Source organism: Xanthomonas fragariae, assembly GCF_900183975.1.
GTDB classification, from domain to species: Bacteria; Pseudomonadota; Gammaproteobacteria; order Xanthomonadales; family Xanthomonadaceae; genus Xanthomonas; species Xanthomonas fragariae.
Window position 1 is genome coordinate 1,820,821 of record NZ_LT853882.1, and the last position, 15,606, is coordinate 1,836,426.

The window sequence follows — 15,606 nt, forward strand, 5'->3', positions numbered from 1 at the left end:
TATCGACGTAAAAGCCTGACCCACCAGCACTATTGGCGTAAGCAAAAGCAATGGTCTATAGATCAGGCCTCAGCAACAGCCAGCTGATCGCAGGCGACTGACCGCATGCATCAACGGCCGCGCTGCTTCTTTTTGTCGCGTGTCAGATTGCGGCCGAACTGCTTGGGGGCCGATTTGGCCAACTGCTCGTCCTGGGACGGGAAATAATCGCCTTCCCAGCGCGCAACCTGCTCATTCTCGAAGAACACGGTGAAGTTCTTGACCTCAGTGTGCGCCAGACGGTCCACGCGCTGGGTGGACGTATAGTCCCAACGCTGCGCATGGAACGGATCGGGGATCGAGGGGGTACCCAGCAACGCGCTGACCTGCTGCTTGCTCTGGCCTACCTGCAGTTGCTCCACGGCGTTCTGTTTGATCAGATTGCCCTGGTAGATCGGCTGCTTGTAGATGATGCCGCAGCCAGCGGTGGAGAGAGCAACGGCGGCGACCAGCAGGAGATTGCGCATCGGGGAGTAAGTGCTGAGGAAATCATGCCGATGATACACTCCCGCCGGTCGCCGCGACCCGTTTGAAGGCAGCTGGCGCTAAATCGCCAATGAACGGAGAACGTATGGAAACCCACGACCTGCGCAAAGTCGGGCTCAAGGTCACTCACCCGCGTATGCGGATCCTGGAACTGCTCGAGCAAAAGAGCAATCACCACCACCTCAGCGCAGAAGACATCTATCGCCAGCTACTCGATCACGGCGACGAAATCGGTCTGGCCACGGTCTACCGGGTGCTGACCCAGTTCGAGGCCGCCGGCTTGGTGCTGAAGCACAATTTCGAAGGTGGCCAGGCTGTATACGAGCTGGATCGTGGCGGCCATCACGACCATATGGTCGATGTGGATACGGGTCACGTCATCGAGTTCGAGAGTGAAGAGATCGAAGCGCTGCAGCGTCAGATCGCGGCCAAGCACGGCTATGAGCTGGAAGAGCATTCGCTGGTGCTGTACGTGCGCAAGAAGCGTCCACGCTAAAGGCAACGCGTAGCAACTGCGACGACGACAAGGCGGCTTCGGTCGCCTTGTGCGTTTGAGAAATCGCTTGTATTTACGCCGGCGGCAGCGGCCGTGCCGTTGTTGCACTGCTGTCATCGGTTTGGCAGCTGGCCGTTAGCAGTTAGCGCGTTCCACTAAACTACGTGTCCCAAGTCGCCCACGATATCGCGCCTTTGGTGCCAGAATTTGCAAGCCGCCTCACGCGCAAATAGGCCACGGCTCAGTATCTGGTCACGCCAGCCGGTCACCTGAGCCAGCAAGGCCAACCGGGCGCCGGAACGCCGACCCTGGCCGACGAACCTTGCCGATCAAGCGCTCTGCAATAGCTTGCGTGCTGCGGCGCGGGCCTGTTTGCTGACTTCCACGCCGCCCAGCATGCGTGCCAGCTCTTCTTGGCGGGCCTGCGGGCCGAGCAGTTCGACCGCGCTCTGCGTCATGCCGTCCACCGGCGCCTTGCTGACCCGGTAGTGGGCATGGCCCTTGGCAGCGACCTGCGGCAAATGGGTCACGCACAACACCTGGCGCTGTTCGCCCAGGGCGCGCAGCTTCTGCCCGACGATGTCGGCCACTGCGCCGCCGATGCCGGAATCGACCTCGTCGAACACCATGGTAGGCACGCTGTCCAAGCCGAGCGCGGCCACCTCGATCGCCAACGAAATCCGCGACAGCTCGCCACCGGAGGCGACTTTTCGCAATGCGCGCGGCGGCTGCCCTGCATTAGCGGCGACGAGGAATTCCACCCGCTCGGCGCCGTGCGGGTCCGGCCGCAGTGTTTCCTGCGGCAGCAACTGGATCAGGAACTGCCCGCCGCCCATGCCTAGCTCGCCGATCAGCGTGGTAGTAGCGGCCGAGAGGGCTTCGGCAGCGGTCTTGCGGCTGTCACTGAGGACGTCGGCGGCGCTGCACCACACGCCGGTGGCGGTGTCGATGTGCTTGTCGAGTTGCTGCAAGCGTTCATCAGCGCCGCGCAGGCTCTCGACCTCGGCGCTCAGATGGTCGCGGTGCGAGGCCAGTTCGTGCGGAGCGACGCGGTGCTTGCGCGCCAAGTCGTGCAGGCGGCCGAGTCGGCGTTCCATGGCCTCGAACTGTGCCGGGTCGGCTTCCAAGTCGTCGCGCACGCGGTCGAGCAGGGCCAGCGCTTCTTCGATCTGGATCACGGCGCTGTCCAGCAGTGCCTCGACGTCGCCCAGCCGCGGTTCGTGCTCGGCAACGCGGGCCAGGTCGTGGCGGCTGTCTTGCAACAGGCCAAGCGCCGAGGCGCTGTCGTCGCCATTGAGTTGCTGGGCGACGCTGTCGCAGGCAGCGATCAGTGCGGTGGCATGCGCCTGACGACGATGGTTGACGTCCAGCGCGGCGATGGCGGCCGGGTCGAGGTCTTCGCGCTCCAGTTCGCCGAGCTGATGTTCCAGAAAACCGATGAGATCGGAAACATCGCCTTGCGCCGAAAGCGCATCGCGCTCGTCCAGCAACGCCTGCCAGCGTTGGCTGGCCTGACGCACCTGGTCGCGTTGTGCGCTGTTACGGGCGTAGGCGTCGAGCAGGGCGAGCTGGCTGTGACGCACCATCAATGCCTGGTGCTCGTGCTGACCGTGGATCTCCACCAGTCGCGATGCCAGTTCTGCCAATTGCGACGAGGTGACCGGACGGCCGTTGATCCAGGCCCGCGAGCCGCCATCGGCGCGGATGATCCGGCGCAGCTGGCATTGCGCGTCGTCGTCCAGTTCGTTGTCAGCCAGCCAGCTCAGGCCTGGATGCGCGGCCGGCAACTGGAATTCGGCCGACAGCTCGGCGCGGTCGGCACCATGGCGGACCACGCCGCTATCGGCGCGCAGGCCGGACAGAAAGCCAAGTGCGTCCACCATCAGCGACTTGCCGGCGCCGGTTTCGCCCGACACCACGGTCAAGCCTGGCCCGAATTCGAGTTCGCTGGCGCGAACAACGGCGAAATCCTTGATCGAAAGATGTCTGAGCATGGGGTCGAGTGTGAACGCTATAAGCAAGCTTTAGGGTGGGAGAGCGCAGGCGGGGAATTGGACGCTTGCCATCCCCGGGGCCAGACATTATCTATGCCCAGTCTCACCGGATGATCCCATGCGCGCGTCCCAGTCCCCAATGCTCGACCCCCGCGCTCGCCAATTGCTGCGCACCTTGATCGCGCGCTACATCCGCGATGGCGAGCCGGTGGGCTCCAAAACGTTGGCCCAGCATGCGGGGTTGGACGTCAGCCCGGCGACCATCCGCAATATTCTTGCCGATTTGGAAGACGCGGGTCTGCTCAGCTCCCCGCATACCTCGGCCGGGCGGGTGCCCACCGCGCATGGCTACCGGGTGTTCGTCGACAGCTTGGTGCAGATGCAGCCGCCGGGCGAAGAAGAAGTGCGCCGCCTGCGCGCGGAGCTGGCCAGCGGCAACGGCACGCAGTCGTTGCTGGGCAGTGCCTCGCAGATGTTGTCGGCGATGAGCCATTTCGTCGGCGTGGTCAGCGCGCCGCGGCGCGAGCAGTTCGCGTTTCGGCATATTGACTTCGTTTCACTGGACGCACGGCGGGTGCTGGCGATCTTGGTGTTTGCCGACAACGAAGTGCAGAACCGGGTGATCGAGCCGCGCCGCGCGTACGAGCCGGCCGAATTGGAGCGGGTGGCCAATTATCTGAATGCGCAATTCGCCGGGCGCGCGCTGTCGGACATCCGCGCCTCGCTGCTGCGCGAGCTGCGCATGGCCAAGAACGAGATGGAACAGTTGCTTGCGCATAGCGTAGATCTGGCCAGCGAGGCGCTGGTGCCCGCCGAGGCCGACGACATGGTGATGGCCGGGCAGACCCGGCTGATGGGTGTGCAGGACTTGTCGGACCTGGACCGGCTGCGCGAGCTGTTCGAGGCCTTCGCCAGCAAGCGCGAGATTCTGCAGCTGCTCGAACGCACCATCCAGGCGCCGGGCGTGCGCATCTTCATCGGCGAGGAAACCGGCATGGTGTCGCTGGACGACGTCTCGCTGGTCACCGCGTCGTATACCGCCAATGGCCAAGTGCTGGGCGTGCTGGGGGTAATCGGACCCAAACGCATGGCCTACGACCGGGTGATTCCGCTGGTGGAGACCGCTGCGCAGGTGCTGGGCGCGGCTATGGATCCGCCCGGCACGCGATAACCGGGATCGATCGGCATGATCGTTTTGTCGGCGTGATCGTTTTGCTTGAAACGCGCGCGAGCGCCCATATACGGGGTGACGTTGGGGCGGGCGTTCCGCTTGCCCGGGAACTGCATATGAACCAAGACCACCCGGAATTCGACTCCGAAGACCTGTCGAAGAACCCACCCGAGGCCGATCCGCTCAAGGCTGAGATCGAGTCGCTGCGCAGCGAGATCGCGCTGGTCAAAGCCGAGGCCCTGCGCGAGCGCGCCGACCTGGAAAACCAGCGCAAGCGCATCGCGCGCGATGTCGACAACGCGCGCAAGTTCGCCAACGAGAAGCTGCTAGGCGAGCTGCTGCCGGTGTTCGATAGCCTGGACGCGGGCCTGACTGCTGCTGGTACCCAGCCCAGTCCGCTGCGCGATGGCCTGGACATGACCTACAAGCAGTTGCTCAAGGTCGCTGCCGACAACGGCCTGACCCTGCTCGATCCGGTCGGCCAGCCGTTCAACCCGGAGCAGCACCAGGCGATCAGCCAGGGCGAGGCCGAGGGCATTGCACCTGGCCACATCGTGCAGGTGTTCCAGAAAGGCTATCTGCTCAACGATCGACTGCTGCGCCCGGCCCTGGTGGTCGTGGCTAGACACGACTGAGTGGCAGTGCCCGGCTGAACTGCCAGGCGCTCGCACGGAACCCAGATTCGCACAGGTGGCTTGAACACCTGCGCACCACCCCCACATCTCAGCCAGGCCCGGCGTTGCCGGACACAGCTAGAGAATCATCAGGAGCGTATCCATGGGCAAGATCATTGGTATTGACCTCGGCACCACGAACTCGTGCGTGTCGATCATGGACGGCGGCAAAGCCCGCGTCATCGAAAACTCCGAAGGCGATCGCACCACGCCTTCGATCGTCGCCTACACCAAGGACGGCGAAGTGCTGGTCGGTGCCTCGGCCAAGCGCCAAGCGGTGACCAACCCGAAGAACACTTTCTACGCGGTGAAGCGCCTGATCGGCCGCAAGTTCAACGACGCCGAAGTGCAGAAGGACATCTCGCACGTGCCGTACGGCATTCTGGCGCACGACAACGGCGATGCATGGGTGCAGACCAGCGATGCCAAGCGCATGGCGCCGCAGGAAATCTCTGCGCGCGTGCTGGAAAAGATGAAGAAGACCGCCGAGGATTTTCTGGGTGAGAAGGTCACCGAAGCGGTGATCACGGTGCCGGCGTACTTCAACGACAGCCAGCGTCAGGCCACCAAGGACGCCGGCCGCATCGCTGGTCTGGACGTCAAGCGCATCATCAATGAGCCGACTGCTGCGGCCCTGGCCTATGGCCTGGACAAGAACGGCGGCGACCGCAAGATTGCGGTGTACGACTTGGGAGGCGGCACCTTTGACGTGTCGATCATCGAGATTGCCGAAGTCGACGGCGAGAAGCAGTTCGAAGTGCTGGCCACCAACGGCGACACCTTCCTGGGCGGCGAAGACTTCGACAACCGCGTCATCGAGTACCTGGTTGACGAATTCAACAAGGATCAGGGTATCGATCTGCGTAAGGATCCGTTGGCACTGCAGCGCCTGAAGGACGCTGCAGAGCGCGCCAAGATCGAGCTGTCGACCAGCCAGCAGACCGAAGTCAATCTGCCGTACGTCACCGCCGATGCGTCAGGCCCGAAGCACCTCAACATCAAGGTGACCCGTGCCAAGCTCGAAGCGCTGGTGGAAGATCTGGTCAAGAAGTCGATCGATCCGTGCCGCACCGCGTTGAACGATGCCGGCCTGCGTGCCAGCGACATCAACGAAGTGATCCTGGTCGGTGGTCAGACCCGCATGCCTAAGGTGCAGCAGGCGGTTGCCGATTTCTTCGGCAAGGAACCGCGTAAGGACGTCAACCCGGACGAAGCCGTGGCTGTCGGCGCTGCGATCCAGGGCGGCGTGCTGACCGGCGACGTCAAGGACGTGCTGCTGCTGGACGTGACCCCGCTGTCGCTGGGTATCGAGACCATGGGCGGCGTGTTCACCAAGATCATCGAAAAGAACACCACCATCCCGACTAAGGCGTCGCAGACCTTCTCCACTGCCGAGGACAACCAGTCGGCCGTGACCGTGCACGTGTTGCAGGGTGAGCGCGAGCAGGCCCGCTTCAACAAGTCGCTGGCTAAGTTCGATCTGTCCGGCATCGAGCCGGCACCGCGTGGCATGCCGCAGGTAGAGGTGTCCTTCGACATCGACGCCAACGGCATCCTGCATGTGTCGGCCAAAGACAAGAAGACCAACAAGGAACAGAAGGTCGAGATCAAGGCAGGTTCGGGTCTGTCGGATCAAGAGATCCAGCGCATGGTCGCCGACGCGGAGGCTAATCGCGAAGAAGACAAGAAGTTCCAGGAGCTGGTGCAGACCCGCAACCAGGCCGATGGCCTGATCCACTCCACCCGCACCGCGATCACCGAGCATGGCAGCAAGGTCGGCGGCGATGTGATCGGCAAGGTGGAAGCGGCGTTGTCGGATCTGGAAACCGCCATGAAGGGCGACGACAAGGCGCAGATCGAAGCCCGCAGCAAGACTCTGGAAGAAGCCGGTCAGGCGTTGTACGCAGCGGCTGCGGCAGCAGAACAGGGCGGCGCTGCAGATACAGCGAGCGGCAATGCGCAGGCCTCCAAGGCAGCCGATGACGTGGTGGACGCCGAGTTCACCGAGGTCAAGGACGACAAGAAGTAAGCCGTGATTTGGGAGTCGTGAGTGGGGATTCGCACGCCGTTGTGCGTGTGGGTCCCCGCCCGATGTCCTCTACGCGTCGCGTCGCCAAGGCGGATCAGCGCACGCTGTCCGCTTTCGCGTTTTAAACGAATCACGAAACCCAAAATCCCCGCTTATGAGCAAACGCGATTACTACGAAGTGCTGGGCGTGGCCCGTGGCGCCAGCGACGATGAGCTGAAGAAGGCGTATCGGCGCTGTGCGATGAAGCATCACCCGGACCGCAATCCGGGCGACGCTGCTTCCGAGGCGATGTTCAAGGAGTGCAAACAAGCCTATGAAGTATTGTCGGACGGCCACAAGCGCCGCGCCTACGATACGCATGGTCACGCTGCGTTCGAGCACGGCATGGGAGGCGGTGGTGGCGGTGGGCCGGGTGGCCCGGATATGGGAGATATCTTCGGCGATATCTTCGGCAATATTTTCGGCGGTGGTGCCGCCGGTCCGCGCGCCGCGCGCCGTGGCGCCGACGTCGGCTACGTGTTGGAGCTGGATCTGGAAGAAGCCGTCGCCGGCATCGAGCGACGCATCGAGATTCCGACTCTGATCGAGTGCGAACCCTGCCACGGTAGCGGTTCGGAAGACGGCAATGTCGACGTGTGTGGCACTTGCCATGGACGCGGCCAAGTACGTATTCAACGCGGCATCTTTGCGATGCAGCAGAGCTGCCCGCATTGCGATGGGCGCGGCACGTTGCTCCAGAATTCTTGCAAGACGTGCCATGGTGCCGGTCGCGTGGAAGAACACAAGGTGCTGTCGATCAAGGTGCCCGCCGGTGTGGATACCGGCGACCGCATCCGCCTGGCGGGCGAAGGTGAGGCCGGCCCGGCCGGCACGCCGCCAGGCGATCTGTATGTGGAAGTGCGCGTGCGTGAGCATGCAATCTTCCAGCGCGATGGCGACGATCTGCATTGCGAAGTGCCGATCCGCATTTCGCAGGCGGCACTTGGCGACACCGTGCGCGTGGCGACCTTGGGCGGCGAAGCGGAAATCCGCATTCCGGCCGAGACGCAGACCGGCAAGTTGTTCCGTCTGCGCGGCAAGGGCGTGCGTTCGGTGCGTAGCCGTGGCGAAGGCGATCTGTATTGCCGCGTCGTGGTCGAAACGCCGGTGAATCTGACTGCCGATCAGCGAGAGCTGCTGCAGCAGTTCGAGGCGACGTTCACCGGTGAGGATGCACGCAAGCATTCGCCCAAGTCGGCCACGTTTATCGATGGCGTCAAGGGGTTCTGGGATCGGATGACGTCTTGATCCAGGCGTCCTGATCCAACAATGGCCCGGCATGCAGCAAGCTGCGCACCGGGCCATTTCATGTTGAGCTGCGTGCTGGCATTGCGCCTGGCAATGCAGCGATGTGCTGCTTTGGCATGGCACTGTTTCGACGTCGTGCCGTTTTCCTCCGTGCCGCCTTCCGCCATTCTGTTCTAGTGCGTAGGGTTTTTATGGTGCGTTGTGTTTACAGCATGCTTTCGGCGTTGCGCGGATAATGGCGCCATCTCTTCCAACACGACCGCCACCATGAGCGATGCAACCGATAGCCACCTTGTCCACGGTCGCCGTCAGCGTCCGGATGGTCCTTCGCCGATCGATGTGATTTCGGTGCAGTCGCAATTGGTTTATGGCCATGCCGGCAACAGCGCTGCCGTGCCACCGCTACGTGCGCTCGGGCTACGCGTGGCGGAAGTGCCGACAACGCTACTGAGCAATGCGCCGTTCTATGCGACCTTGCGCGGCCGCGTCCTGCCTGCCGACTGGTTGGCTGATCTGTTGCTCGGCGTTACCGAACGCGGCCTCCCACAGCGTGCGCGCATGCTGGTGTCCGGCTACTTCGGCAGTCTGGCCAATGGCGAAGTCTTCGCCGATTGGCTCGAACAGACCTTGCCGCAGACGCCGCAGCTACGTTATTGCCTGGATCCGGTGATCGGCGATACGCACACCGGCCCGTATGTCGAATCCGGACTGGAGCGCGTCTTCGCCGAGCGACTGTTGCCGCATGCCTGGCTGGTCACGCCCAATGCTTTCGAACTCGGGCGATTGACCGGATTGCCGAGTCTGGAGCAGCACGATGCCATCGTCGCTGCACGCGCTTTGCTGGCGCGCGCCCCGCAGTGGGTACTCGCGCACAGCGTCGCCGGTGCGCCGGGGGAGTTGGTGACCTTGGCGGTCAGCAATGATGCGGTGTATCGCTGGGCCACGCCGCATTTGCCGGTGGATGTCGCCGGTACCGGCGATGTGTTGATGGCGCTGCTGATCGGTTTCCTGCTGCGCGATATGCCGTTCGATCAGGCGGTGGGTTACGCGCTCAGTGGCGTGCATAGCGCATTGGAAGCAACATTGGCTGCCGGTTTCGAGGAGTTCGATGTGCTGGCTGCTGCGCCGGCCGCGCTCGCAGGTGCACCACATTTTGCAGTCGAGCGCTTGGCATGATGGCGCAGCCGGTGGTCGGTATTGTCGGCATTGCCGGCGCTTACGGACGTTGGTTGGCGCAGTTTCTGCGCACACACATGCAGCTGGAAGTGATCGGTTTTGATCCGACCGATGGCGGGGGCATGGACGAGGCCACGCTGGCGCAGCGTGCGGATGTGCTGATTTTTTCTGCGCCGATTCGGCATACCGCAACGTTGATCGAGCGCTATGTCGAACTCGCCGGCCCACGCGCGGCATCGCAGTTGTGGATGGATGTCACCTCGATCAAACAGGCGCCGGTCGCTGCAATGCTGGCATCTCAGGCAGAGGTCGTCGGTTTGCACCCGATGACCGCACCGCCCAAATCACCGACCTTGAAGGGGCGGATGATGGTAGTCTGCGAAGCGCGCTTACGGCACTGGTCAGAATGGGTGCAAACGCTGTGCGCCGCGTTGCAAGCCGAATGCGTGTACGCCACTCCCGAGCACCACGACCGCGTCATGGCCTTGGTGCAGGCGATGGTGCATGCCACCCATCTGGTGCAGGCCGGCACCTTGCGCGATTACGCGCCGCTGCTCGGCGAACTGCGCGCGCTGATGCCGTATCGCTCGGCATCGTTCGAGCTGGATAATGCGGTGATCGCGCGCATCCTCTCGCTCAATCCGTCGATCTACGAAGACATCCAGTTCGGCAACCCGTATGTCGGCGAGATGCTCGATCAGATGCTGCTGCAATTGCAGCAGCTGCGCGCACTGGTCGCACAAGGCGACGACGCGGCGCGCGCGCAGTTTCGCAGCCAGTTCCTGGATGACAACGCACAGGCGCTGCAACGCGAGTCGCTCACTGCGGGCAACTACACCTATGAGCGTGTGGGCTACCTGCTGGCCGATCTCACCGAGCCGCTGGCGCTAAGCGTGTATCTGCCGGAAGATCAGCCCGGTTCGCTACGCGCGCTGCTGCATGTGTTCGAGCAGCACGGGGTCAATCTGTCGTCGATCCATTCCTCGCGTACGCCAGCGGGCGAGCTGCACTTCCGCATCGGCTTTGAGTCCAAGAGCAATCGCGCGGCAGTGGCGAAGGCGGCAAATGAGATCGACCGCAGCGGCATCGGGCGGGTGCTGGAACGTTCTGGCCAGGTTGATTGACGGTGTCAAAGAGTGTGCGGCGGAGTGGACCACTCAGGGCTGTGGGCACACGCGCGTGCGGTGAAGCTGTGCAGTCACGCACCGGCAAGCGGGCGCTGCCAGCTCAGATCGATCGACTATCGTGCCGTGCCGCACCTTGACGAATTCATCCACACCCGATGTGGATGAAAGTTGCACGAGCAGGTGGATAACCGAGCACAGTCCTTGCAGTGCAAGGGCTGTGCTTTGAGTGGTTAAAAATGACGAATGTCATTTCAGGGCGTGGAAAGGCGCAGTTCCCCACCTTCGGTAACAAAGCGCTGGCCTTGCCGTCGCAGGTAGCGGCCATCTGGAAGTTCGTAACGTGGCGCGGCCTGCGCGTGCAAATGGGGTTGCTGTTCGTCGCGAAATTCGATGATGACGTAAGGCTCGCCATCTGCATCGATCGCGGGAAATTGCCGGAAAGACATAGGCACCTCCGAATGATCCAAGGTTGCAGTGCGGATCGCTAGGGATCCCACCACCGGCGCCGGGCCGGTGAGGCGAGCATGTGCGCGCAGGTGTTACCCAGGCGTCATTGCGGGATGGACTGCAATTCGGGCGGTTCAAGTCGAACTCGTCAGCATGCAGTGCGTCTTCGGCAGTAGTTGCGCGCGTGTTCGATGCGTCATGTGCCATTGAGAATCGGAGCGTGCTGCACCGGATGAGAGCGGGTCTAGCATGCTCAAACAGACAAACTAGGTTCACCAACCCAGTGCAGCCGGTATCGCGCTTGGCAATACCGGCCTTAAGCAATTTTGCGCAGTGATACCTGCTTGTCGCGATAACAACAGCTCGCTTGGAGCGAGGATCGGAGTTAGGCGTCGCTGATAACCAGAGTAACCAACCACGCTCAGTTAACAACACTCAGCTAACCAGCATCTACTGCTCTGCAAGGCAGTCACTGACCACTCAGCGACTCAGCTGCAGCGCATCCCTGTCGGCGGTTGCCGCTGCCAGTTCGGCGCGTGCCGAGGCAATGCGCGCCTGCGCATCGATCAGGCGCAGGCGGGCGTCGTTGGCGGTTTCTTCGCGTTGGTTGACCAGAAAAAAGTCGCCAGATCCCAGTTCGAAGCGGCGTCGTTCGGCCGCAGCAAGACGGTCTGCCAAGCTGCGTTCTTCGTCGGCGATCTTCGCCAGCCGCTCGGCTGCGTTGAGCGAGATCACGACCGACTCGACCTCTACCGAGATCTGGTCGCGCAAGAAACGGCTGCGTTGATCCAGTGCTTCGATCTCGGCGCGCGCTTCGGCAACGCGACCTTTGGCGGCACGGTTTTCCAGCGGCACGCTGAAACGGAAGCCGATGACGGCATCGGTTGGCGAGCGGTTCGGGCCGCCGACGCCGGGTGCGCCCAGATCCTTGCTGACTTCGACACTCACATCCAGCCGTGGTTTCAGATCGTTCTGCGCCAACATCAGCCGCGCGGTGGCCTGGTCGATTCGGGTCAGCACGGCACGGTAATCGGGGCGTTCTACCGGCGCGGTGATCTTGCTGGCGCCGGCTAGGCCCTCCAATGACGAGGTGTCGGCCGGAAGGCGCTCGGCGGAGACGATCAGCGGCATACCGGCTTCGTCGCGCAAATATAGCGACAAGGCATTGGCTGCAGTGGCGAACTCCTGTTCCGAACGCACCACCAACGCGCGTCGACGCACCAAGTTCTGGTCGTTTTCGGTCAGCAGGATGGTGGGCCGCGCGCCCAGCGTCACCTGCCGGGATATGGCGTTGCGGCGTTGCTCGGCCAATTGCAGCAGGTCGTTGTATGCGTGCAGCTTCAGGCCCGCTGCAACCCAGCTCTGGTAGGCGTCCACCGCGCGCCGCTGCACGCCGATGGCAACCATCTCCGCTTCGTATTGGGCGACATTGATATCGGAGCTGGCGACGCTGCGGCGGCTGCGGCGTTCGTCGACCACGCGGTCGCGCAGTAGCGCGTACAGCGCGCCCACTTTTACTTCGCCGCCGCGGTCGGTGTAGGACTTGTCTTCGTAGACCGGGAATGCGCCACGCGAGGACCGATAACCACCGTAGTAATAGCCACCGTTGTTATCGAACGGTCGCTTGATGCTGCTTTCGATCGCTGCGCCGTCATAGTAGCCAGCCTCGCGCGAGCGAGCGTCGATGTCGAACACGGTGTCGAATGCGCCATTGGCCGACATCCCTTTGCCTTGGGCCTGACGGACCTTCGCCAGCGATTCGACAATCTGCGGCGCGGTGCGGGCCGAGGACTGCAGCACCTCGGCTAGGGTCAGCGGAGTGGTGTGGGCGAGCGCCACGCCTGGCGCGAGCGCGATCAGCAAGACGACAAGACGGCGAATCATTTCTTGCCCGTCGCGTCGTCTTCGGCCTTGGACGCTGCCGGTTTGGCCTTGCCCTCATCCTGCGTGGTCGCGGTGGGGCGCCGGCCGAATTCGAGCGGGAAGTTGTTGAGCTGGCGCCATAGTTCGTAGCCGACCCGTACCGTCTCGCCCTGCACCCAGCCGCGCACCCTGCCGCCCTGGCGGGCGAACTCTTGCGCTGGCCAAGCCGGCTTGCCCGGTGCAGGCTCGACCAGAATGCGGAACAGGCCATCGTGCGCGGCATTGGGGTCGATCGCGCGCACGCGGCCGTCGAACATGCCGTGCGCCACCGACGGCCAGCCGCTGAACTGGATTGCTGGCCAGCCTTCGAACTCCAGCCGCACTGGGTGGCCAGGGCGGATCAGCGGCACGTCACGGCCGTCGATATACAGCTCTACCGCGCGCTCCACCCGTTCCGGGGCGATGACTGCGAGCACAGTGCCGGGCGAGACCATCGCGCTGCCGCTGGCGGCGTTGAGCTGCTGCACGCGGCCGTCGCGCGGTGCACGCACCAGCTGTGCGGATTGGCGGTTCAATTGGATGTCGATGCGGGTCAGTTTGGCGCGCGACTCGGCCAATTTCGCATCGGTTTCGGCGACCTTGATCTGGGTCAGCTCGTAGTCGCGGCGGCCGGCCAGCCCTTCGGCAAGCAATTGCCTGCTGCGTGCCACGTCGATGCTGGCGATCGCGCGCGATTGCTGGATGGCGGCGATTTCGGCCTGTACCTGCGCACGTTCGCTGGCCAGGCGGGTGAGCAGGTCCGGATCCAGATCGCCGACGCGCGCGATCGGGTCGCCGCGCGAGACATGCTGACCATCGTGCACGTACCAGGCCTCGACACGGCCGGGAACGAAGGCGGTGACTTGCTGCTGCCGATCGCCCGGGTCGAGCGACACCACTTGGCCCTTGCCGCTGGCGGTCTGCACCCACGGCGCCAGCGCCAGAATCGCACCGGCGATGCCGATACCGATCAACAACATCCACGCCACTGCCTTGGCGATGCTAGGCGGTCGCATTGCGGCCAGGGTGGGGAAGTGCGCGATCCGATCAGGGGCCTGCCGCATCGTTGGCCTCCTGTGTCGACGCGATCAGTTCGGCACGCGTGGCATAGCGCTGCTGCCGCTCGGGCTCCAGGCGGAACCAACCATCCAGGGTGATGTCTTCTGGTCTGCCGGTGCACAGCAGCGCGGTGGTTCCGGTCTCCTTCAAACGGCGCAGCACCCTGGTCAGGCGCTCGGCCGGAATTAGGTCGTACAGCTGCGACAGCATCAGCACGCGCGGGCGCACCAGCAGCGCATTGGCCAGCTTCAACGCCATGACTTCGCCGATCCACAGTGGATAGCCCGACGCCGCCAACCGCGTATCTAGACCGTGCGCAAGCGCAGCGATGCGGCTGCGCAGCCCGACCGCATCGATCGCCTCCAGCATCGCCTCGGAGCTCACGTCGGCCGAGGCCATTGACAGATATTCGCGAATGGTGACCTCGACTATAGTCGGTCGGTCCAGCACCGTCACTTCCGAGCGCAACAAGTACATGTCAAAGGTCGCCATGTCCGCGCCGCCCACCATCACCAAGCCGCGATCGGGTACCACGTGGCGCTTCAGCACCATCGCCAGCAGTCGCTCCGCGCCGCCGTCGGCCAGCATGACCAACTGTTCGCCGGCAGCCAGCGAAAAGTCGAAACGCGCACCGTCGATCACCACGCCATCCAGCCGCACCGCACTGTTGCCCGGCGTCTTTCCCGACGCCACCACAGCGCGTTCCTGCGGGATAGCGAACAGCAGCGACAGCTCTTCGGAACTTGCCACCAGGTCGTAGAACGCGTCCAGATACCCGCCAAGTTGTGAGATGCCGTAGAAGACCGCGCTCAGGATCAGCTCAGCCGCCACCAGCTGGCCGATCGATAGTTCGCCGCGAAGGATCAGGTTGCCACCCAGCGCCAGTAACGCGGCGCTGGCGATCGCATAGACCAGCAGAAATGCCGCCGTCTGGGTGAAGCTGTAGCGGAAATGGCGCCGATGCCGATCCACATACGCGGCAGTGACGGCCTCGGAGCGATCCATCGCGAAATCGAGATGACGGCTGGATTTGTAGAAACCATTCGAGCCGCCAACACTTTCCAGCCAATGCGCGGCCTCGTGTTTGGCATGGCTCAGATCGACTGCGGTGCGAATCGAGCCCCGCGACCAGATCATCCAGATGCCAAGGATAACCAGCAGCAGCAGCGCGTTGAAGCCAAGAAAGAACGGGTGGTAGAAGCTGGTGACGATTAACCCGACCGCCGATTGCAGCACGATGGTGAAGGCACCAATCGCCAGGCTGGGCACGGCTTTCTGCACCACCACCAGATCGAAGTAGCGGTTGAACATGTCGCCGCGGTTCTGGTCGGCGAAGAACGGGTTTTGCGCATGCACCGCGCGCACCGTGATCTCGGCCACCACGCGCGAAAACAGCCGGCGCTCGAACAGCGCCATGATCCACACCCGCGTCGCGCTCAGGCCGGCGACCAGCAGCAGCAGGCCCAGCAACAGGCCCGATAGCGTCCACAGCGGCGTTGGCAGTGCGGTGTTGGCAACGCTGTTGATCAGCAGCTGCACCGAGATCGGTGTGGCCAGTGACAGCAGGCTGATCGCCACGCCATACACCATGGCCAGGCGCACATAGGGCATGTCCGGCCCGACGATTTCCGCCAGCCAGCTTCCCGCTTCCCGCCATCCGATCCGCTTCGCTGCCATTCGACTTCCGTTGATGAGTTCAGTTAAGCATTGACCAGTTG

General features: G+C 63.3%; 13 protein-coding genes. 7 read left to right on the forward strand and 6 right to left on the reverse strand.

Going from position 1 to position 15,606, the window contains the following annotated elements:
- Positions 1–110 precede the first annotated feature (110 nt).
- Positions 111–506: an outer membrane protein assembly factor BamE gene (locus PD885_RS08455; protein WP_002804351.1), complete on the reverse strand. Its 396-nt coding sequence runs from the start codon at positions 504–506 to the stop codon at positions 111–113.
- Between the two features lie 104 nt (positions 507–610).
- Between PD885_RS08455 and fur the strand changes: the two genes are divergently transcribed.
- Entirely contained in the window at positions 611–1,021 is a 411-nt protein-coding gene (gene fur / locus PD885_RS08460; protein ID WP_002804358.1) for a ferric iron uptake transcriptional regulator, read from the forward strand.
- A 329-nt stretch (positions 1,022–1,350) separates the two neighbouring features.
- Here fur and recN read toward each other — a convergent pair whose 3' ends face one another.
- A complete protein-coding gene (gene recN, locus PD885_RS08465) occupies positions 1,351–3,015 on the reverse strand; it encodes a DNA repair protein RecN (RefSeq protein WP_002804360.1) in 1,665 nt (554 codons plus the stop codon).
- A gap of 139 nt (positions 3,016–3,154) precedes the next feature.
- On the opposite strand from recN, the gene hrcA reads away from it, so the two are divergent.
- From hrcA to PD885_RS08495, 6 genes are all read left to right on the forward strand, one after another.
- Positions 3,155–4,186 carry a heat-inducible transcriptional repressor HrcA gene (gene hrcA, locus PD885_RS08470; protein WP_002804361.1) on the forward strand — a complete coding sequence of 344 codons (1,032 nt, stop codon included), beginning with the start codon at positions 3,155–3,157 and terminating at the stop codon, positions 4,184–4,186.
- Between the two features lie 116 nt (positions 4,187–4,302).
- Positions 4,303–4,821, forward strand: coding sequence for a nucleotide exchange factor GrpE (gene grpE, locus PD885_RS08475; protein ID WP_002804362.1), 519 nt, complete (start codon positions 4,303–4,305; stop codon positions 4,819–4,821).
- A 142-nt stretch (positions 4,822–4,963) separates the two neighbouring features.
- On the forward strand, positions 4,964–6,889 hold the full coding sequence (gene dnaK, locus PD885_RS08480; RefSeq protein ID WP_002804363.1) for a molecular chaperone DnaK: 1,926 nt from the start codon (positions 4,964–4,966) through the stop codon (positions 6,887–6,889).
- A 154-nt stretch (positions 6,890–7,043) separates the two neighbouring features.
- Positions 7,044–8,177 (forward strand): molecular chaperone DnaJ, encoded by a 1,134-nt coding sequence (gene dnaJ / locus PD885_RS08485; RefSeq protein ID WP_002804364.1) that lies wholly within the window; start codon positions 7,044–7,046, stop codon positions 8,175–8,177.
- Between the two features lie 267 nt (positions 8,178–8,444).
- Positions 8,445–9,353, forward strand: a complete 909-nt coding sequence (pdxY, locus tag PD885_RS08490) for a pyridoxal kinase (protein ID WP_002804365.1) — start codon at positions 8,445–8,447, stop codon at positions 9,351–9,353.
- Positions 9,350–10,477, forward strand: a complete 1,128-nt coding sequence (locus PD885_RS08495; protein ID WP_002804366.1) for a prephenate dehydrogenase — start codon at positions 9,350–9,352, stop codon at positions 10,475–10,477. The genes pdxY and PD885_RS08495 overlap by 4 nt, the downstream gene beginning before the upstream one ends.
- Positions 10,478–10,731: 254 nt before the next feature.
- Here PD885_RS08495 and PD885_RS08500 read toward each other — a convergent pair whose 3' ends face one another.
- From PD885_RS08500 to PD885_RS08515, 4 genes are all read right to left on the reverse strand, one after another.
- Positions 10,732–10,926, reverse strand: coding sequence for a hypothetical protein (locus PD885_RS08500; protein ID WP_002804368.1), 195 nt, complete (start codon positions 10,924–10,926; stop codon positions 10,732–10,734).
- Between the two features lie 481 nt (positions 10,927–11,407).
- Positions 11,408–12,811 carry a TolC family protein gene (locus PD885_RS08505; RefSeq protein WP_002804370.1) on the reverse strand — a complete coding sequence of 468 codons (1,404 nt, stop codon included), beginning with the start codon at positions 12,809–12,811 and terminating at the stop codon, positions 11,408–11,410.
- The gene (locus PD885_RS08510) at positions 12,808–13,893 is read right to left on the reverse strand and encodes an HlyD family secretion protein (RefSeq protein ID WP_002804372.1); all 1,086 of its coding nucleotides are present in this window, start codon (positions 13,891–13,893) and stop codon (positions 12,808–12,810) included. The genes PD885_RS08505 and PD885_RS08510 overlap by 4 nt, the downstream gene beginning before the upstream one ends.
- Positions 13,877–15,565, reverse strand: coding sequence for an ATP-binding cassette domain-containing protein (locus tag PD885_RS08515; protein WP_088056802.1), 1,689 nt, complete (start codon positions 15,563–15,565; stop codon positions 13,877–13,879). Before PD885_RS08515 ends, PD885_RS08510 begins: the two co-directional genes overlap by 17 nt.
- Positions 15,566–15,606: the final 41 nt, after the last annotated feature.

Bases quoted from the DNA above. Each gene is read 5' to 3' on its own strand.
- PD885_RS08455 (WP_002804351.1), bottom strand. From the start codon at position 506: ATGCGCAATCTCCTGCTGGTCGCCGCCGTTGCTCTCTCCACCGCTGGC.
- fur (WP_002804358.1), top strand. From the start codon at position 611: ATGGAAACCCACGACCTGCGCAAAGTCGGGCTCAAGGTCACTCACCCG.
- recN (WP_002804360.1), bottom strand. From the start codon at position 3,015: ATGCTCAGACATCTTTCGATCAAGGATTTCGCCGTTGTTCGCGCCAGC.
- hrcA (WP_002804361.1), top strand. From the start codon at position 3,155: ATGCTCGACCCCCGCGCTCGCCAATTGCTGCGCACCTTGATCGCGCGC.
- grpE (WP_002804362.1), top strand. From the start codon at position 4,303: ATGAACCAAGACCACCCGGAATTCGACTCCGAAGACCTGTCGAAGAAC.
- dnaK (WP_002804363.1), top strand. From the start codon at position 4,964: ATGGGCAAGATCATTGGTATTGACCTCGGCACCACGAACTCGTGCGTG.
- dnaJ (WP_002804364.1), top strand. From the start codon at position 7,044: ATGAGCAAACGCGATTACTACGAAGTGCTGGGCGTGGCCCGTGGCGCC.
- pdxY (WP_002804365.1), top strand. From the start codon at position 8,445: ATGAGCGATGCAACCGATAGCCACCTTGTCCACGGTCGCCGTCAGCGT.
- PD885_RS08495 (WP_002804366.1), top strand. From the start codon at position 9,350: ATGATGGCGCAGCCGGTGGTCGGTATTGTCGGCATTGCCGGCGCTTAC.
- PD885_RS08500 (WP_002804368.1), bottom strand. From the start codon at position 10,926: ATGTCTTTCCGGCAATTTCCCGCGATCGATGCAGATGGCGAGCCTTAC.
- PD885_RS08505 (WP_002804370.1), bottom strand. From the start codon at position 12,811: ATGATTCGCCGTCTTGTCGTCTTGCTGATCGCGCTCGCGCCAGGCGTG.
- PD885_RS08510 (WP_002804372.1), bottom strand. From the start codon at position 13,893: ATGCGGCAGGCCCCTGATCGGATCGCGCACTTCCCCACCCTGGCCGCA.
- PD885_RS08515 (WP_088056802.1), bottom strand. From the start codon at position 15,565: ATGGCAGCGAAGCGGATCGGATGGCGGGAAGCGGGAAGCTGGCTGGCG.